At 57.3% G+C, this 18,273-nt stretch carries 15 protein-coding genes and 1 riboswitch; of the genes, 6 read left to right on the top strand and 9 right to left on the bottom strand.

All coding sequences use genetic code 11. From position 1 onward, the window contains the following. Positions 1–302: 302 nt before the first annotated feature. A complete protein-coding gene (murI, locus tag ABLU50_RS17295) occupies positions 303–1,154 on the bottom strand; it encodes a glutamate racemase (protein ID WP_004203695.1) in 852 nt (283 codons plus the stop codon). Further along, positions 1,099–2,937, bottom strand: a complete 1,839-nt coding sequence (gene btuB / locus ABLU50_RS17290; protein ID WP_023319435.1) for a TonB-dependent vitamin B12 receptor BtuB — start codon at positions 2,935–2,937, stop codon at positions 1,099–1,101. The genes murI and btuB overlap by 56 nt, the downstream gene beginning before the upstream one ends. 64 nt (positions 2,938–3,001) lie before the next feature. Continuing rightward, a riboswitch (cobalamin riboswitch) is annotated at positions 3,002–3,189 on the bottom strand. A gap of 114 nt (positions 3,190–3,303) precedes the next feature. On the opposite strand from btuB, the gene trmA reads away from it, so the two are divergent. Next, positions 3,304–4,404, top strand: coding sequence for a tRNA (uridine(54)-C5)-methyltransferase TrmA (trmA, locus tag ABLU50_RS17285; protein ID WP_004203692.1), 1,101 nt, complete (start codon positions 3,304–3,306; stop codon positions 4,402–4,404). 50 nt (positions 4,405–4,454) lie between these two features. On the opposite strand, the gene ABLU50_RS17280 is transcribed toward trmA, so the two are convergent. Together ABLU50_RS17280 and fabR are read right to left on the bottom strand one after the other, a co-directional pair. Continuing rightward, the gene (locus ABLU50_RS17280) at positions 4,455–4,814 is read right to left on the bottom strand and encodes a YijD family membrane protein (protein ID WP_004203691.1); all 360 of its coding nucleotides are present in this window, start codon (positions 4,812–4,814) and stop codon (positions 4,455–4,457) included. Between the two features lie 15 nt (positions 4,815–4,829). Then, on the bottom strand, positions 4,830–5,465 hold the full coding sequence (gene fabR / locus ABLU50_RS17275; protein WP_004151856.1) for an HTH-type transcriptional repressor FabR: 636 nt from the start codon (positions 5,463–5,465) through the stop codon (positions 4,830–4,832). Positions 5,466–5,661: 196 nt separating this feature from the next. Between fabR and sthA the strand changes: the two genes are divergently transcribed. Then, the gene (gene sthA, locus ABLU50_RS17270; protein ID WP_002883016.1) at positions 5,662–7,062 is read left to right on the top strand and encodes a Si-specific NAD(P)(+) transhydrogenase; all 1,401 of its coding nucleotides are present in this window, start codon (positions 5,662–5,664) and stop codon (positions 7,060–7,062) included. On the opposite strand, the gene oxyR is transcribed toward sthA, so the two are convergent. The 4 genes from oxyR to argC form a co-directional block, all read right to left on the bottom strand. Next, positions 7,045–7,962, bottom strand: a complete 918-nt coding sequence (gene oxyR, locus ABLU50_RS17265; RefSeq protein ID WP_002883015.1) for a DNA-binding transcriptional regulator OxyR — start codon at positions 7,960–7,962, stop codon at positions 7,045–7,047. The two genes, sthA and oxyR, sit on opposite strands and share 18 nt — an antisense overlap. Before the next feature lie 259 nt (positions 7,963–8,221). Further along, positions 8,222–9,595 (bottom strand): argininosuccinate lyase, encoded by a 1,374-nt coding sequence (argH, locus tag ABLU50_RS17260; protein WP_004203690.1) that lies wholly within the window; start codon positions 9,593–9,595, stop codon positions 8,222–8,224. A 100-nt stretch (positions 9,596–9,695) separates the two neighbouring features. Then, positions 9,696–10,472 carry an acetylglutamate kinase gene (argB, locus tag ABLU50_RS17255; protein ID WP_085955164.1) on the bottom strand — a complete coding sequence of 259 codons (777 nt, stop codon included), beginning with the start codon at positions 10,470–10,472 and terminating at the stop codon, positions 9,696–9,698. 6 nt (positions 10,473–10,478) lie between these two features. Further along, a complete protein-coding gene (argC, locus tag ABLU50_RS17250) occupies positions 10,479–11,483 on the bottom strand; it encodes an N-acetyl-gamma-glutamyl-phosphate reductase (RefSeq protein WP_004203689.1) in 1,005 nt (334 codons plus the stop codon). 113 nt (positions 11,484–11,596) lie between these two features. Between argC and argE the strand changes: the two genes are divergently transcribed. Continuing rightward, entirely contained in the window at positions 11,597–12,748 is a 1,152-nt protein-coding gene (gene argE, locus ABLU50_RS17245) for an acetylornithine deacetylase (RefSeq protein WP_004203688.1), read from the top strand. Between the two features lie 258 nt (positions 12,749–13,006). Beyond that, positions 13,007–15,658, top strand: a complete 2,652-nt coding sequence (ppc, locus tag ABLU50_RS17240) for a phosphoenolpyruvate carboxylase (RefSeq protein ID WP_004203687.1) — start codon at positions 13,007–13,009, stop codon at positions 15,656–15,658. A 47-nt stretch (positions 15,659–15,705) separates the two neighbouring features. On the opposite strand, the gene zinT is transcribed toward ppc, so the two are convergent. Then, on the bottom strand, positions 15,706–16,356 hold the full coding sequence (zinT, locus tag ABLU50_RS17235) for a metal-binding protein ZinT (protein ID WP_004203686.1): 651 nt from the start codon (positions 16,354–16,356) through the stop codon (positions 15,706–15,708). Positions 16,357–16,425: 69 nt separating this feature from the next. On the opposite strand from zinT, the gene ABLU50_RS17230 reads away from it, so the two are divergent. Together ABLU50_RS17230 and fsa are read left to right on the top strand one after the other, a co-directional pair. Further along, positions 16,426–17,367, top strand: a complete 942-nt coding sequence (locus tag ABLU50_RS17230) for an AraC family transcriptional regulator (RefSeq protein WP_227523440.1) — start codon at positions 16,426–16,428, stop codon at positions 17,365–17,367. 205 nt (positions 17,368–17,572) lie between these two features. Further along, positions 17,573–18,235 carry a fructose-6-phosphate aldolase gene (gene fsa, locus ABLU50_RS17225; RefSeq protein WP_004203684.1) on the top strand — a complete coding sequence of 221 codons (663 nt, stop codon included), beginning with the start codon at positions 17,573–17,575 and terminating at the stop codon, positions 18,233–18,235. Positions 18,236–18,273: the final 38 nt, after the last annotated feature.

Raw genomic sequence — 18,273 nt, 5'->3', positions numbered from 1 at the left:
ATGTCACTTTGAGTGCCCACACAGATTGTCTGATAAATTGTTAAAGAGCAGTTGCAACGCGGCTTTCAGCTCACCGTTGCGAGGTCCCGTATAATACGTTTTCCTCATTCAGAGTCAAGCCCTTATTTTGCTTTTCTCTGTCGGTTTTCAGCGCTGAACTTCATCGCCGAAACCCTGCTGACCCGGCGGCTCGCTTGCCGTTGTTCCGTGTCAGTGGAGGCGCATTATAGGGAGTTCTGAGACGTTGACAAGCCCTGTTTTCAAAAAATTATTCAACCGTCTCTTTTTTGTGCAAAACGCCGTTAAAGCGGTAATTTTTCCAGCGTCGAGAAGCCATAGCGATGCAAAACGGGTAAAAGTTGTTCCGTTTCTGCCGTCAACGCCATGCAGAATGCTTTATTCTCGTCGCTGGACTTCGCATCCGGCGCTTCATGCTCTAACAGCCAGGCGGTGCGACGGGCAATCGCCGCGCCGGAATCAATCAGCCGCGTGCCTTCCGGCAGAACGCACTGCAGCTCCTCCTGTAAAAGAGGAAAATGGGTGCAGCCCAGCACCACCGTATCCGGCGGCTCCTGCATCCGCAGCCATGGGCGCAGGATACGGCGCAGCTCTTCTAACGGCACAGGCTCGCCGTGCAGCTTCGCTTCCGCCAGCTCCACCAGCTCCGCCGACCCCAGCATCTCAATCCGACATTCATTGGCAAAGCGGTCGATCAGCTCACGGGTATAAGGACGCTTTACGGTACCGCGCGTCGCCAGCAGACCAACAATGCCGTTCGCCGTTAAGCGGGCGGCGGGCTTGATCGCCGGCACCACGCCAACAACGGGGAAGGCGAACTTTTCACGCAGGGCAGGCAGGGAGACGGTACTGGCGGTATTGCAGGCGATCACCGCCAGCGCCAGGGGATAACGCTGCTGGACAGCGGTGACGATTTCCACAACGCGCTCAACGATAAACTCCTCGCTCTTCTCGCCATAGGGGAAGGCAACGTTATCGAAAGCATAGATGTAATGCAGATTCGGCAGCAGCTGCCGAATCTCATTATAAACCGACAACCCACCGACGCCGGAATCAAACACCAGCACGGTGGGACGTGGATCAGAAGGTGTAGCTGCCAGACAAGGTGTATTCCCGTCCTGCAGATTGGTAGCCATAAACTGTCTCGTAATCTTTATCGAACAGGTTGGCTATTTTACCACGAACTGTCAGGTGTGAGGTGACGGGATACGATAAACCGACATCCCAGAGGCTCAACCCACCCATATTGACGGTACGCGAATTGTCGTAATCATAATCGTAGCGCTTGCCGATGTAGTGATACGTCACATCCCACCCCAGATCGTAGACCTGGCCGTTCAGCTCGTATTTCACCTGCTGCTTCGCCCGGCGATAGAGGATCTTGTTAGTTTCATCATCGCGAGGGTCAACATACTGCAGCGTCAGATGGTGCTCCACCGGCCCTGTGGTGACATTTCCCGTCCACTCCAGCCCCTTGATCGTCGCCGACTTGACGTTGTAATAGGCGTTGTTGTCGTAATCGATGAGGTTTTGAATCTCATAGCGATACGCGGAGAGACGCCAGTCGACCGGCCCCGTTAACCCTTCAAGGCCCGCTTCCCACTGCTTCGACTCCTCTGGCTTCAGGTTCGGGTTAGAGGCGATGCCAAAGCGTTCTGCGCCGTACTGCTGCCCGAGGGAGGGGGCGAGGAATCCTGTGCCGTACGAGAGCGTTGTCCGATAACCGTCGATAAATTCCCAGCCAGCCGCCGTCTGCCAGGTACCGTGCCAGCCAAACTGCTCGTCATGATCCTCACGGCCGGAAGCTTCCAGCGTCACGCTGTCAATCTGCTGCTGGCCCGTCAGATAAAGACCGGTGGTATCGCGCTTATACACGTCGGTATTGGTCGTTCCGCTGGATTTCAGCTTCTCCTGTTTCCAGTCTACGCCGCCGCTCACCGCGCCATGGCCCACCACAACATTATTTCCCCACTGGATATAGCGCTGTTCCATATCATCCAGGGTGGTGCCCGCGGCATAGCGGCCAGCGTCGCTGCTGTAGTTGTAATCTTTAATACGCTGATAGTTCGCAATCAGCTGGGAGGAGTAAATTCCGGAGTGGTAGTGCAGACCGGTATCCCAGGATTGGGTATAGGACTGATCTTCATCGTTTCCACCTGCGTAGCCCCAGTTACCCTGGTCATAGTCAGCATTGGCGGAATAACCATAGCCGCGGAAGAATCCCGAGAAGTTATCATCGAACTGATGCTGTACCCCGCCCCACAGCATTTTATTGCGGTAGCCGTCGCGATCGCTGTCGCCGCTATAAGAGGAGTTCGGCTGGACGTTAAACCCTTTGGTGGTCTGATAGGCGCCGGCAGCGGTAACCAGCGTATCGCCAAACCGCTTGTTGAAGGCGCCATCATAGGACTGATAGCCGTTCGTTCCCGCGCCGGCGTTGATCTGCGAACGCTCAGCGTCGGTCATGGTGATAATGTTCACCACCCCGCCGATCGCTCCGGAGCCGTACACCGCGGAGCGCGGGCCGCGGATATATTCCACCCGCTGGACTAAAGAGATAGGGATCTGACTGATATCCACGCCGTTGGAGATCCCCGGACGCGCCATCGGCACACCATCGATCAGCACCAGCACGTGGCGAGCCTCCGTCCCCCGAACATACAGCGAAGCGCTCTGCCCCATGCCGCCATTGCGGGCAATATCGACCCCGGGAAGACGACGCATGACATCGTTTAAATCTTTGGACTGCCAGCGATCGATGTCATCACGCGTCACTATATCGGTCGGCGCCAGCACGGTATTGACCGGCTGTTGAAAACGGTTTGCTGTCACCACCAACGTATCTGAATTGCTATCCTGCGCCCAGCCGGAAAATGCCGTGACGGATAAGGCCGTCATCAGCGAAGCTTTTTTAATCATTGTAAAAGCATCCGAAACAGAAAAAGGATGCCGCAGGTTTTATCAGTTGCTCGCGACGATAAAACCCAGTGCGACGTATTCCGGCAGGTCTTCGGGCTTGGAGGCTGTTTCAAGAAATAATGACTTCCCACGGCTAACCGCAGTGTCTGCACCGAGTGCGCTCATTTCTCACCTTCCTTACCGCTGCGCGTCAGCCCCAGATTTCCACTGGGTTCCCTTTTAACTCACAGGACCGGTAGGCGAATGCTACAATCAGAATCATATAGATGTCCAGACTGCTAATTATATTTCCCGCGGCATTCGAGGCTGGACATCCCCGGCGCTTTCCCTACAATCCCCGCGTACTTATTTTATTCAGGATACATCATGACCCCCGAACACCTTCCTACCGAACAATACGAAGCGCAGCTGGCAGAAAAAGTCGTCCGTTTGCAAACCATGATGGCGCCTTTTGCCGCGCCGGTTCCGGAAGTGTTTCGTTCGCCGGTCAGCCACTACCGTATGCGCGCCGAGTTCCGTCTGTGGCACGATGGCGACGACCTGTACCATATTATTTTCGATCAGCAGACCCGGTCGCGGATTCGCGTTGACAGCTTTCCGGCCGCCAGCGCGCTGATCAATCAGCTGATGACCGCCATGCTGGAGGGCGTGCGCAACAATCCCGTCCTGCGCCATAAGCTGTTCCAGATTGACTATCTGACCACCCTCAGCAATCAGGCGGTCGTCTCGCTGCTGTATCATAAAAAGCTGGACGATGCCTGGCGTGAGCAAGCGGAGGCGCTGCGTGACGCCCTGCGAGCCCAGGGGCTCAATGTGCATCTCATTGGTCGGGCGACCAAAACTAAAATCGAGCTCGATCAGGATTATATAGATGAACGTCTGCCGGTTGGCGGTCGGGAGATGATCTACCGTCAGGTGGAAAACAGCTTTACCCAACCGAACGCGGCAATGAACATTCAAATGCTGGAGTGGGCGCTGGATGTCACCAAAGGAGCGACCGGCGACCTGCTGGAATTGTACTGCGGCAACGGTAACTTCTCGCTGGCGCTGGCGCGTAATTTCGATCGCGTCCTGGCCACCGAAATCGCCAAACCGTCGGTGGCGGCGGCGCAGTACAACATCGCCGCCAACCATATCGACAACGTGCAGATTATCCGCATGGCGGCTGAAGAGTTTACTCAGGCGATGAACGGCGTGCGTGAGTTTAACCGGCTGCAGGGTATCGATCTGCAAAGCTATCAGTGCGAGACCATTTTCGTCGATCCGCCGCGTAGCGGGCTGGACAGTGAAACGGAAAAAATGGTGCAGGCCTATCCGCGCATTCTGTACATTTCGTGCAACCCGGAAACGCTGTGCCGCAATCTGGAAACGCTAAGCCAGACGCATAATGTTACCCGGCTGGCGCTGTTCGACCAGTTCCCGTATACCCATCACATGGAGTGCGGCGTGCTGCTGACCCGGAAATAGGCCAAAAAAAACCGGCAACGTCATATTGCCGGTTTTTTATCACTAGCGGCTTATTCGGCTGCCGTATTTTTGCGGTTACGCATCTTGTAGCCGATCCAGAAGACCATCGCGACGGACAGAACGGCCGGGAAGAAGTTAGAGCCGATATCCGGGTACTCCGCACGCACGACGGTGCTGTACAACAGCACCCCGAGAATAAAAAAAGCGGCGGCCAGGCCCGGTAGCCCAACGGGCATACTGCGATTCTGATAGCGCTGATGCAGACAGTAGACCGTCAGCAGCAGGGATAAGATGGGGAAGACGGAAAACGGAACTATCGAACTGAACAGCGCCGCAAAGGCGCCATTAATAGATAACCCGGCAATCAGCGCCAGCAGCAGCGTACCTTTATCTTGAACTGAGTGTTTCATTGCTCGTCCTTCACGTTATTCGGAATGATGTGACATTTTTTCTTGTTCACGGCGATACCAGTAATACGCGCCTTTCGAGATCATTCTGAGCTGCAGTACCAACCGTTCTTCCAGCTGTCGGCGCTGTTCAGGGCCGACATCCAGCGCTTCCGCGCCAGCGCTAAAAACGATGGTGACCATAGCTTCAGCCTGCGCTTCGGTAAAGGCGCGCGGCATATGGTTTTCGAGTTCTAAATAGTCGGCGAGTTCCGCAATAAAGTGCTGGATCTCGCGTGCGACGGCGGCGCGAAACGCCGCAGAAGTTCCCGAGCGCTCGCGCAGCAGCAGGCGGAAGGCGTTCGGGTTGTTACCGATAAACTCCATAAAGGTCGAGACCGAGGTGCGGATCACGCTGCCGCCTTTGGCAATCCGCTGGCGCGCCTGGCGCATCAGCTGGCGCAGCATCAGTCCGCTCTCATCGACCATCGTCAGGCCTAACTCATCGACATCGCGAAAATGACGATAAAAGGACGTCGGCGCGATCCCTGCTTCCCGCGCCACTTCACGCAAACTCAGGCTGGCGAAACTCCGCTCAGCGCTAAGTTGGCTGAATGCCGCTTCCACCAGCGAACGGCGGGTTTTTTCTTTTTGTTGTGCTCTTACGCCCATCACGATGTATGAATCCTTCCAATAGCCCTGCTGGCACTATACCAGAGATTAAAACTAATCGGTTTGCCCTGGATTGTGAATGATTGTTTACGAGCCGTTTCTGCTTTTATGCCGCAAAAAAGCACAACGATAATTGGGTTAAAGCGCAGCGAATGTTATCATCGTGTTTATTTTATGTATAAAACAGGTGAGTAATGCCATGTCACACTCTTGGGATTATGATGCAATAGTGATTGGTTCCGGTCCTGGCGGCGAAGGCGCCGCCATGGGACTGGTGAAACAGGGAGCACGCGTTGCCGTCATCGAGCGCTACCATAATGTCGGCGGCGGTTGCACCCACTGGGGCACCATCCCGTCGAAAGCCCTCCGCCATGCCGTCAGCCGTATTATCGAGTTTAATCAAAACCCCCTCTACAGCGACCACTCCCGCCTTCTTCGCTCTTCTTTCGCCGACATCCTTAACCATGCCGACAGCGTCATCAACCAGCAGACTCATATGCGCCAGGGATTCTATGAGCGCAACCACTGTGAAATTCTGCAGGGCAATGCCCACTTCGTTGATGAGCATACTCTGGCGCTGGAGTGTCATGACGGCACGGTTGAGACGGTGACCGCGGAGAAATTCGTTATCGCCTGCGGATCTCGCCCCTACCATCCGGCGGATGTCGATTTCCACCACCCGCGCATCTATGACAGCGATTCGATTCTCAGCCTGCAGCATGAGCCGCGCCATGTGATCATTTACGGCGCCGGGGTAATCGGTTGTGAATATGCGTCGATCTTCCGCGGCATGGAGGTGAAGGTCGATCTGATCAACACCCGCGATCGTCTGCTGGCCTTCCTCGATCAGGAGATGTCAGATTCGCTCTCTTATCACTTCTGGAACAGCGGCGTGGTCATTCGCCACAACGAGGAGTATGAGAAAATTGAGGGGGTGGATGACGGGGTGATCATGCACCTGAAGTCCGGCAAAAAACTGAAAGCCGATTGCCTGCTGTACGCCAACGGCCGCACCGGCAATACCGACACTCTGGCGCTGGAAAACATCGGTCTGCAGACCGACAGCCGCGGTCAGCTGAAGGTCAACAGCATGTATCAGACCGCCCTTCCGCACATCTATGCGGTTGGGGATGTCATCGGCTATCCGAGCCTCGCCTCCGCGGCGTACGATCAGGGACGCATTGCCGCCCAGGCGCTGGTGAAAGGCGAAGCCTCAGCGCATCTGATTGAAGATATCCCGACCGGGATCTACACCATTCCGGAAATCAGCTCCGTCGGGAAAACCGAGCAGCAGCTGACGGCGATGAAAGTGCCGTATGAGGTGGGTCGCGCTCAGTTTAAACACCTGGCGCGGGCGCAAATCGTTGGCATGAGCGTGGGAACCCTGAAGATCCTGTTCCATCGGGAGACCAAGGAGATCCTTGGCATTCACTGCTTTGGCGAACGCGCAGCCGAAATCATTCACATCGGCCAGGCGATCATGGAGCAGAAAGGTGGTGGTAACACCATTGAGTACTTCGTCAACACCACCTTTAACTACCCGACCATGGCGGAAGCGTACCGGGTTGCCGCGCTGAACGGCTTAAACCGCCTGTTTTAACGCCTTGTCGAAATGGCCATCCATCGTGCCGCGGATGGCCTCCGCCAGATGTTCGTAGCGGCTGCGCAGCGGTGAGCCCGGACGGTAAACCAGACCGATGGTGCGTCTTGGCTCTGGCTTAATGCACGGCAGGTAGACCACGCCATCGCGTTTTCTTTCCTGCGGCACCGCCAGCGCAGGCAGCAGGGTAATACCGCTGCCTGCCGCTACCATATTGCGCAGCGTTTCCAGGCTGGTCGCGCGGAAGTGGGTATCCTCATCCGCCCCCGCTTCAAAGCAGAAGCCCATCGCCTGATCGCGCAGGCAGTGCCCATCCTCCAGCATCAGCAGCTTTTCACCGGCCAGATCCGACATCGGCACCCGGTCGCGGTTTGCCCACGGATGATCCTCATAGATAGCCAGCATCATCGGCTCATCGAACAGCGGCACCTCGATAAAGGCCTCGCTCTCTTTGACCAGCGCCAGAATGGCGCAGTCGAGCTTACCGCTGTCGAGCTGAGCCAGCAGCTGATGGGTCTGCGCTTCGTGCAGATACATTTCCAGCTTCGGGAAGGTCTGATGCAGCATCGGAATGATGTGCGGCAGCAGGTACGGGCCAATTGTCGGGATCAGGCCGATATGCAGCGGCCCGGACATGGTTTCCCCTTGTTGGCTTGCCATCTCCTTGAGCACTTTTACTTCGCGTAACACGGTACGCGCCTGATCCACCAGCAACAGCCCCGCCTGGGTAAACAGAACCTTACGGCTGGTGCGCTCCAGCAGCATGACGCCAAGCTCATCCTCCAGCTTGCGGATCTGTCCGCTGAGCGTCGGTTGGCTCACATGGCATGAGTCAGCCGCCCGCCGGAAGTGGCGGTGTTCGGCGAGCGCTACCAGGTATTCAAGATCGCGAATATTCATTATTCATCCTCCATCGCCACGATAGTCCATGGCGATAGATAGCATAGCAACGAACGATTATCCCTATCAAGTTTTCTGTTCAATAATACACCCATAAAGACGGTGAACCTCTGAAAACCACTGGCCCGTCACACTGTTTCTCTACCCGAACAACTAAAGCCAACGTGAACTTTTGCGGACCTTGCGTCCGCTTTTTTTTTGCATAAAAAACCCGGCGTCGCTGGGCTCGGCCGGGTCAGGGGGGGCAGATATCTAAGGATTAGCTCAGACGGGCCTTCGCCTCGCCGATAGCCTGCGCCACCTGCTGCGGCGAGACGCCGCCTTTTGCCGCGCGTTTATCCAGGCAGGACTGCAGCGACAGGATCGGATAAACATCGTCCGCAATCACCGGGCTGAATTTCTGCAGATCGGCCAGGGCCAGCGCTTCCAGCGGTTTCCCTTGCGCAATGGCTTCCACCACCGCTTCACCGACAATATGGTGCGCCTCGCGGAACGGTACGCCTTTCGCCACCAGATAATCCGCCAGCTCCGTGGCGTTGGCATAGCCCTGCTGCGCCGCTTCCGCACAGCGCGGACGTTTTACCTGGATGCCATCCAGCACCAGGGTCGCCATATGCAGGCAGTCGAGCCAGGTATCCAGGGCGTCGAAAAGCCCTTCTTTATCTTCCTGCATATCTTTGTTGTAGGCCAGCGGCAGCCCTTTCAGGGTCATCATCATGCCGGTCAGCGCGCCCTGCACGCGACCGCATTTGCCACGGATAAGCTCCAGGGCGTCCGGGTTTTTCTTCTGCGGCATCAGCGAGGAGCCTGAGGTTACGCGGTCGGAAAGCTCGACGAAATTCGCCTCGCCGGAGTTAAAGAAAATCAGATCTTCCGCAAAGCGCGACAGATGCACCATGCCGATAGAGGCATCGGAAAGCAGCTCCAAAACATGGTCACGGTCGGACACGCTGTCGAGGCTGTTGCGGGTGGCGGAGGCAAAGCCCAGCCAGCCGGCCAGCTGTTCACGGTCGATCTCATACGCCGTTCCCGCCAGCGCGCCGCAGCCTAGCGGGCTAACGTCGAGGCGCTTCAGTGCGTCCTGCAGGCGGCTTTCGTCGCGCGCCAGCATTTCGACATAAGCCAGACACCAGTGCGCGAACGTCACCGGTTGGGCGCGCTGCAGGTGGGTGTACCCCGGCATCACCGCGTCCTGGTTCTGCTGGGCCGTCTCCACCAGCGCGCTCTGCAGTTGGCGGTTAGCCGACAGCAGTTCGACAACAGTATCTTTGCACCACAGTTTAAGATCGGTAGCGACCTGGTCGTTACGGCTGCGGCCGGTATGCAGTTTCTTGCCCAACTGGCCCACTTTGTCGATCAGTTTGCCTTCCACCCAGCTGTGAATATCTTCGGCATCGCTGGCGAGGATTTGCTGCGGATTGGCGCGCACCTCTTCCAGTAGCACGTTCAGCGCTTCTTCCAGTTGCTGCTGTTCAGCGGCACTCAGAACGCCGACCGTTACCAGCGCTTTCGACCAGGCGACAGAGCCAACGATATCCTGCTCCGCCAGACGATAGTCGAAGCGCAACGAGTCATTGAACTGTTTAAACCGTTGATCTGCTGCCTGTGTAAAACGCCCGCCCCAAAGTGCCATAACATGCTTCCTTTATTCGTTAGTTCCGCCGGTGGCGTTGTGCCTCCCCGGCCTACGGTCTTGTAAGCCCGGCAGACAACGCGCCGCCGGGCATGAAATCTTAAGCCAGAATACGTGTGCCGATAGGCGTGCCGTTAAACAACGCCGGCAGCTGCTCGGCGTGACGCCAGGAGGCGATGTCCACCGGACGGCCCAGAGCGCGCGCGGCGTCGAGGGCCGCATTCACTTTGACAATCATACCGTCGGTGATAATCCCCTGCTCGATCAGTTGCTCCGCTTTCTCGGCGGTCATCTCGGCAATGCGCTGCCCTTTACCGTCGAGGATACCGCTGACGTCAGACAGCAGAATCAGATCCGCCCCCAGGGTAGCCGCCAACGCCGTCGCCGCCTGGTCAGCATTGACGTTCATCAGCTGGCCCTCGTCAGTCACGCCGATAGAGCTCACCACCGGCAGGTAACCGCCCGCCAGCAGGGTGTTGATCAGCGTCGGAGAGCCCGGCTGCGCCAGCCCGACATGGCCCAGCTCAGCATCCAGCTGCGTCACCTTCACGCTATCGCCATCGCCGAGGAACAGGCCGACAGAGGCCAGACCGTGCTTTTTCGCCCACGCCAGCAGCGTCTTGTTAGCGGTTCCCGCCAGCGCGCCGGTGATGATGTCGATTTGCTCAGCCGGCGTCACCCGCAGACCATTTTTCTTCTGCACCGGCAGATTGAGCTGCTTCATCAGCTCATCCACCACGCAGCCGCCGCCGTGGACGATAATCAGCGGACGCTGGTGCGCTTCACGGTAATTGACCAGCGCGGTAAACAGACGCTCCAGCGCTTCTTCGCTATCGAGTAATACGCCGCCGAGTTTGATAATTAATGGGTTCATCATCACACCTTAAATAAGAGACTGCGTCTCAGCGAAGCCGAAACGAATATTCGCGCACTGCACCGCCTGCGCTGCGGCGCCTTTCAGCAGATTATCTTCTGCCGCGACGACGATGAGATGATCGTCCTGCACGGCAAAACCGATATCACAGAATGGCAGACCTTCGACGCTTTTCACTGCGGGCACGCCTTTATCATATAAACGTACCAGCGGTTTATCGGCGTAAGCCTGCTGGTAAACCGCCGCGATCTGCGCATGGCCAACGCCCGGCTTCAGGCGGCAGGTAATGGTTTCCAGAATACCGCGTTTAAAATTACCCAGGTGCGGGGTAAAAATCACTTTCGCTCCGAGGTGGCTGGCAATCTCCGGCTGATGACGATGGTTAAATATGCCGTACGGCTGCAGGCTGACTTCACAGAAGCTGTTGCCGATCGCGGCTTTGCGTCCCGCGCCGCTCACCCCGCTGGTGGCGTTGATCACTGGCCACTGGTTGAGATCCAGCAAACCGGCATCGATCAGCGGCTTCAGCGACAGCTGCGCCGCCGTTGGGTAGCAGCCAGGCACCGCGATTAACTGCGCTTCTTTAAGCGCATCCGCGCTCCACTCCGCCAGACCATACACCGCCTGTTTGAGCAGGTCGGGATGCTGATGAGTGAAACCATAATATTTTTCGTAGAACGCCCCATCGTTAACGCGGAAGGCACCGGAGAGATCGAACACCACGCAGCCGGCGGCAAGGAACTGCGGCGCCAGATCGTGACTCACTTCGTGCGCGGTGGCGAGAAACACCACGTCCACGCCAGCGCTGAATTCGCTGATATCGGACATCGGCTGCAGCGGCATATCGACAATGCCTTTAAGCTGCGGATGCAGGTCGGAAATTAATTTTCCCGCATCATTGCTTTGCGCGGAGACCGTCAAAGCGGTTATGTTCATATGCGGATGACGATTGATATAGGTCACCAGCTCTGCGCCGGCATAACCACTGGCACCCACAATCAGCGTATTTAACATTGGAAGCGCATCTCCTTACATTCGATGGGTTTTCTTACGCTCAACGATATTGTATTTTTATTCACAATAAATGCATGAATATTGATACTATCACGACCCAAGGTGTGTCAACAATGAAAAACAATTTACCGCCCTTTATCGAGATCTACCGCGCGTTGATCGCCACACCGTCCATCAGCGCGACCGAAGAGGCTCTCGATCAAAGCAATGAGTCTTTAATCAATTTGCTGGCCGGCTGGTTCCGCGATCTCGGCTTCAACGTCGAGGTACAGCCAGTGCCGGATACGCGCCATAAATTCAATCTGCTGGCCAGCACCGGACACGGCGCCGGCGGCCTGCTGCTCGCAGGGCATACCGATACCGTGCCGTTCGATGATGGCCGCTGGACGCGCGACCCGTTCACCCTCACCGAACACGATAACAAGCTCTACGGCCTCGGCACGGCCGATATGAAAGGCTTTTTCGCCTTTATTCTCGACGCCCTGCGCGATGTCGACGTCACCACGCTGAAAAAACCGCTGTATATTCTGGCCACCGCCGACGAAGAGACCAGCATGGCTGGCGCGCGCTATTTTGCCGAAACCACCCAGCTGCGCCCGGACTGCGCCATCATCGGCGAGCCCACCTCCCTGCAGCCAATCCGCGCCCATAAAGGACATATGTCCAACGCGATCCGTATTCAGGGCCAGTCCGGCCACTCCAGCGATCCGGCGCGCGGGGTCAACGCGATCGAGCTGATGCACGACGCCATTGGTCGAATTATGCAGCTGCGCGATCTGCTAAAAGAGCGCTACCACTTCGAGGCGTTCACGGTCCCTTACCCAACCCTCAACCTCGGCGCCATCCATGGCGGCGATGCCTCAAACCGTATCTGCGCCTGCTGTGAACTGCATATGGACATCCGCCCGCTGCCGGGGATGACCCTCAACGACCTTAATGGTCTGCTGGGCGAGGCGCTGGCCCCGGTCAGCGAACGCTGGCCAGGCCGCCTGACGGTCTCGGAGCTGCATCCGCCGATCCCCGGCTATGAGTGCCCACCAGACCATAAGCTGGTGCAGGTGGTTGAGAAACTGCTTGGCGCCCAGACCGACGTGGTGAACTACTGTACCGAAGCGCCGTTTATCCAGACACTGTGCCCAACGCTGGTTCTCGGCCCGGGCTCGATCAACCAGGCCCATCAGCCTGACGAGTTTCTGGAGACGCGCTTTATCAAGCCGACGCGGGAGCTGATTAGCCAGGTGGTCCACCACTTCTGCTGGCACTAAAATCGCCCTCTTTTTCCGTCCCGTTCTCCCGGGGCGGAACGGTGACGATCGTCACATTTCCATAAGCGATGCTTATCCAGCGCCCCCTGAGTTAAATTTCGCAAATTACGGGTATTTACTCGTTTGCTGAAGCGATTTCGCAGTAATTGACGTGGGGGTATTTACGTGGCTTTATAAAAGACGGGTTGCTTATCCGTTGCTCACGTTCCAGCGCAGCGGATATAACAAAATAAAATGAGATGGGGTGTCTGGGGTAACATGAACGAACAATATTCCGCATTGCGTAGTAATGTCAGTATGCTCGGCAAGGTGCTGGGCGATACCATCAAGGATGCACTGGGAGAAAATATTCTTGATCGTGTCGAAACTATCCGTAAGTTGTCCAAATCTTCACGCGCCGGCAACGAAGCTAACCGCCAGGAGCTGCTGACCACGCTGCAGAATTTGTCTAACGACGAACTGCTGCCGGTAGCCCGTGCCTTCAGCCAGTTCCTGAATCTGGCTAACACCGCTGAGCAGTACCACAGCATTTCGCCGAATGGCGAAGCGGCCAGCAATCCGGAAGTCATTGCGCGTACCCTGAGAAAGCTCAAAGACCAACCCAATCTCAACGAGGAGACCATCAAAAAAGCGGTGGAATCTCTGTCCCTGGAGCTGGTGTTAACCGCCCACCCGACCGAGATCACCCGCCGGACGCTGATCCATAAAATGGTGGAAGTGAACAACTGCCTCAAGCAGCTGGATAACAAAGATATCGCGGACTACGAGCACCACCAGCTGATGCGCCGTCTGCGCCAGCTGATCGCCCAGTCCTGGCATACCGATGAAATCCGTAAGCACCGTCCTTCCCCGGTCGATGAAGCCAAATGGGGCTTCGCGGTGGTGGAAAACAGCCTGTGGGAGGGGGTGCCTAACTACCTGCGCGAGCTGAACGAACAGCTGGAAGCCAACCTTGGCTATCAGCTGCCGGTGGACTTCGTCCCGGTGCGTTTCACCTCGTGGATGGGCGGCGACCGCGACGGCAACCCGAACGTGACCGCCGACATCACTCGCCACGTGCTGCTGCTCAGCCGCTGGAAAGCGACCGATCTATTCCTTAAAGATGTGCAGGTGCTGATCTCCGAGCTGTCGATGGTGGAGTGTACCGACGAATTGCGTGCCCTGGCCGGCGCCGAGGGCGCTCAGGAACCGTACCGTTACCTGATGAAAAAACTGCGCGCTCAGCTGATGGAAACCCAGGCCTGGCTGGAAGCGCGTCTGAAAGGCCAGAAGCTGCCGAAACCGGCGGGACTGATCACGCAGAACGAGCAGCTGTGGGAGCCGCTGTACGCCTGTTATAAATCGCTGCAGGCCTGCGGCATGGGCATTATCGCCAACGGCGAGCTGCTCGACACCCTACGCCGCGTGAAGTCTTTCGGCGTACCGCTGGTGCGTATTGATATTCGCCAGGAAAGCACCCGCCACACCGAAGCGCTGGGTGAAATGACCCGTTACCTCGGGATCGGCGATTACGAAAGCTGGTCAGAAGCCGACAAACAGGCTTTCCTGATCCGCGAACTGAATTCCAAACGTCCGCTGCTGCCGCGCCAGTGGGAGCCGAGCGAAGAGACCCGCGAAGTTCTCGACACCTGCAGAGTGATCGCCGAGGCGCCGCGCGGATCGATCGCCGCCTACGTGATCTCGATGGCCAAAACGCCATCCGACGTGCTGGCGGTTCACCTGCTGCTGAAAGAGGCCGGGATTGGCTTCGCCCTGCCGGTGGCTCCGCTGTTCGAAACGCTGGACGACCTGAACAACGCCAACGACGTCATGACCCAGTTGCTGAATATCGACTGGTACCGCGGCTTTATCCAGGGCAAACAGATGGTCATGATCGGCTACTCTGATTCCGCGAAAGACGCAGGGGTGATGGCCGCCTCCTGGGCGCAGTACCAGGCGCAGGATGCGTTGATCAAAACCTGTGAGAAAGCCGGGATCGAACTGACGCTGTTCCACGGTCGCGGTGGCTCCATTGGCCGCGGCGGCGCGCCGGCCCACGCCGCGCTCCTCTCACAGCCGCCGGGAAGCCTGAAAGGCGGCCTGCGCGTTACCGAGCAGGGTGAGATGATCCGCTTTAAGTACGGCCTGCCGGAAGTCACCATCAGCAGCCTGTCGCTCTATACCAGCGCGATCCTCGAAGCCAACCTGCTGCCGCCGCCGGAACCCAAACCGCAGTGGCGCGACATCATGGCCGAGCTGTCCGACGTGTCGTGCAAGATGTATCGCGGCTATGTGCGTGAAAACAAAGATTTCGTGCCTTACTTCCGCTCCGCCACTCCGGAGCAGGAGCTGGGCAAACTGCCGCTGGGTTCGCGCCCGGCAAAACGTCGCCCGACCGGCGGCGTCGAGTCGCTGCGCGCCATTCCGTGGATCTTCGCCTGGACCCAGAACCGCCTGATGCTTCCGGCCTGGCTGGGCGCTGGCGCTGCGCTGCAGAAGGTAGTCGAAGGCGGAAAACAGAGTGAACTGGAAGCGATGTGTCGCGACTGGCCGTTCTTCTCCACCCGCCTCGGCATGCTGGAGATGGTTTACTCGAAGGCCGACCTGTGGCTGGCGGAGTATTACGATCAGCGCCTGGTGAAACCGGAGCTGTGGGCGCTGGGTACCGAGCTGCGCAAGCTGCTGGCTGCCGATATCAACGTCGTGCTGGCCATCGCCAACGACTCCCATCTGATGGCTGACCTGCCGTGGATCGCCGAGTCTATCCAGCTGCGTAATATCTATACCGACCCGCTGAACGTCCTGCAGGCGGAACTGCTGCACCGTTCACGCCAGGCTGAAGAAGAGGGCAAAGACCCGGATCCGCGCGTTGAACAAGCGCTGATGGTCACCATCGCCGGCGTCGCCGCCGGTATGCGTAACACCGGCTAATCAATGTCTTTCCCCCGGCCGCCCGGCCGGGGGATTTTTCACCCGTTTTAGTGGTGCAACATCTCATCAACGATCTGTTCTTTATGCAGCGCATACGGATAATAGGTCGGCCAGTTATCCATCTCTTTCAACAACGCTTCCTGTGATTCATTGCCCATGAAAATATGGAAATGCTGCGATTTACGCGGACCAATGATATGGTCGCTGAACTGGACATATTTTGGCGCGTTGGCATCGCCCTGCTGGCACTCGAACAGATAACGTACGCCCTTCTTACCGGAGGCGTAATGCAAAATTTTGTAGCCTGAATAGCGGTATTTGCAGCTGTTGACGGTCTCGCCGACGTGGAACTCAATCACGTCATCTTCAATGCCAATCTGTTCCACATCGGTGGCGTAGCCCTTCTTATAATAGGCGCGATACTCCTCCACGCTCTTGCCGCCGGGCTTTTTCGCCTTCTGCTCCAGCACCGGATCGAGATCGCCGTTGAGCAGATATGGGTTCACCGACTGCCAGACGCCCTCCCAGTCGCTCAGCGCGCGGTCCTGCACATCTTTATCCGCAAAAATGCCTTCGCTGGCCTGACGCTCCACTTCGGTTAGCGCCGGCCCATGGCTATGGTTGCCGTGGGCGAACGCCTGGGCGCTGGCGAGCGCCATGCCGAGTCCCAAGGCCAGCAGGGGGATCTTTCTGGTCATTACTCTCTCCTGAGTTTGTTATCAATGGCGACAAATTGTTACGATATAACATATCTTAAGTGAGAAGCAATAGCGACAGGCTGGCGCTTTTACCGCTGGAATAATGTCCGGTATGATGAAAAGGGTGATGCGCGGGGCGGAACAATGATGGACAACGATATCAATCAACTTATTGATGCATTGCTAAAAAAGCAGACCAGCCTCGGCCAGGTTTATTTCGCCGGCGAGACGCGCTCGCCTGCTGAACCGGTGGTGCAGGTTGATTTTCCCCGTCTGAATATCCTCCTCGATGGGCAATTGCGCGACCAGGCGCTCGGCGATAACGCCCCGCCCCTGGAGACCCATGACGTGCTCTATATTCCTGGCGATAGCTGGAACTGCCCACAGTGGCAGGCGCCCTGCCTGCTGTTAAGCATCCTGTTCGCTAAGCAGCAGCTGGAGTGCTCGCTGCAGCACTGGAATGGCAAGACGATCGCCGTTGTTGAAAAACTACAGGCGCTGCGTCGCGGGCCGCGCGTCGGTTCCTTTCTGCTGCAGGCGCTCAACGAGATCCGGATGCAGCCGCAGGAGCAGCAAACCGCCCGCAGCATCGTCATCAGCCTGCTCAGCCACTGCCATGATCTTCTCGGCAGCCAGGCGCAAACCTCCTCGCGCAGCCAGGCGCTGTTCGAGGCAATCCGTCAGTACATCGAGGTCCATTACCCGGAGCCGCTGAGCCGGGAATCGGTCGCCCAGGCGTTCTATCTCTCTCCTAACTATCTTTCTCATCTGTTCCAGAAATGTGGGCCAATGGGCTTCAATGAATATCTGAACCACATTCGTCTCGAACAGGCCCGTATGCTGCTGAAGGGCCACGATATGAAAGTGAAAGACATCGCCCATGCCTGCGGCTTCGCCGACAGTAACTACTTCTGCCGCCTGTTCCGCAAAACCACGGAACGCTCGCCGTCTGAATACCGCCGCCAGTACCATAGCCAGCTGACAGAAAAATCATCCCCGGCAAAAAACTAGATTTTTGTGTGTTAAACCTGACTTTTGTGCGCGCTATAGTTTCCTCTCATCCCAGGCAGCGTCGATAAATGTGATCTAAATCATCCTTAATCGCGATGCGTACATTTATCCAGTTTTTGGCAAATTTGTCATCTGGCGATCCTTCAAACGAAAGCCGTATGCTTACCTCAACGACAGCACCGAATTAAGCATTGAGGAAAACACTATGGAACTCTATCTGGATACCGCCAACGTCGCCGAAGTGGAACGCCTGGCCCGCATCTACCCGCTGGCCGGGGTGACCACCAACCCGAGCATTATCGCCGCCGGAAAAACACCGGTCTGGGATGTACTGCCGCGCTTGCAAAAAGCCGTTGGCCCGGAAGGGATTCTGTTTGCGCAGACCATGAGCCGCGATGCGCAGGGCATGGTGGCAGAAGCCAAACGCCTGAGCAACGCCGTGCCGGGCATCGTGGTCAAAATCCCGGTCACCGCCGAAGGCCTCGCCGCTATCAAGCTGCTGAAGAAGGAAGGCATCCCAACCCTTGGCACCGCCGTCTACAGCGCCTCACAGGGTCTGCTGGCCGCGCTGGCCGGCGCAAAGTACGTCGCGCCTTACGTTAACCGCGTCGACGCTCAGGGCGGGGACGGCATCCGCATGGTGCAGGAGCTGCAATCCCTGCTGGAAATGCATGCGCCCGAAAGCAAAGTGCTGGCGGCGAGCTTCAAAACGCCCCGTCAGGCACTGGATTGCCTGCTGGCTGGCTGCGAAGCCATCACCCTTCCACTAGATGTAGCGCAACAAATGCTCGGCACCCCTGCGGTAGAGTCAGCCATAGAGAAGTTTGAACAGGACTGGAATAACGCCTTTGGCACGCTGAACCTGTAACCGGACCCGCGCGCCGCCTGCGGGCGGCATCACGGTCA

The sequence above is a fragment of the Klebsiella sp. GG_Kp173 genome, from assembly GCF_040062415.1.
Lineage (GTDB): Bacteria > Pseudomonadota > Gammaproteobacteria > Enterobacterales > Enterobacteriaceae > Klebsiella > Klebsiella quasipneumoniae.
Note: the sequence above shows the minus strand (reverse complement) of the source record. Positions and strands in the feature narration are given on the sequence as shown.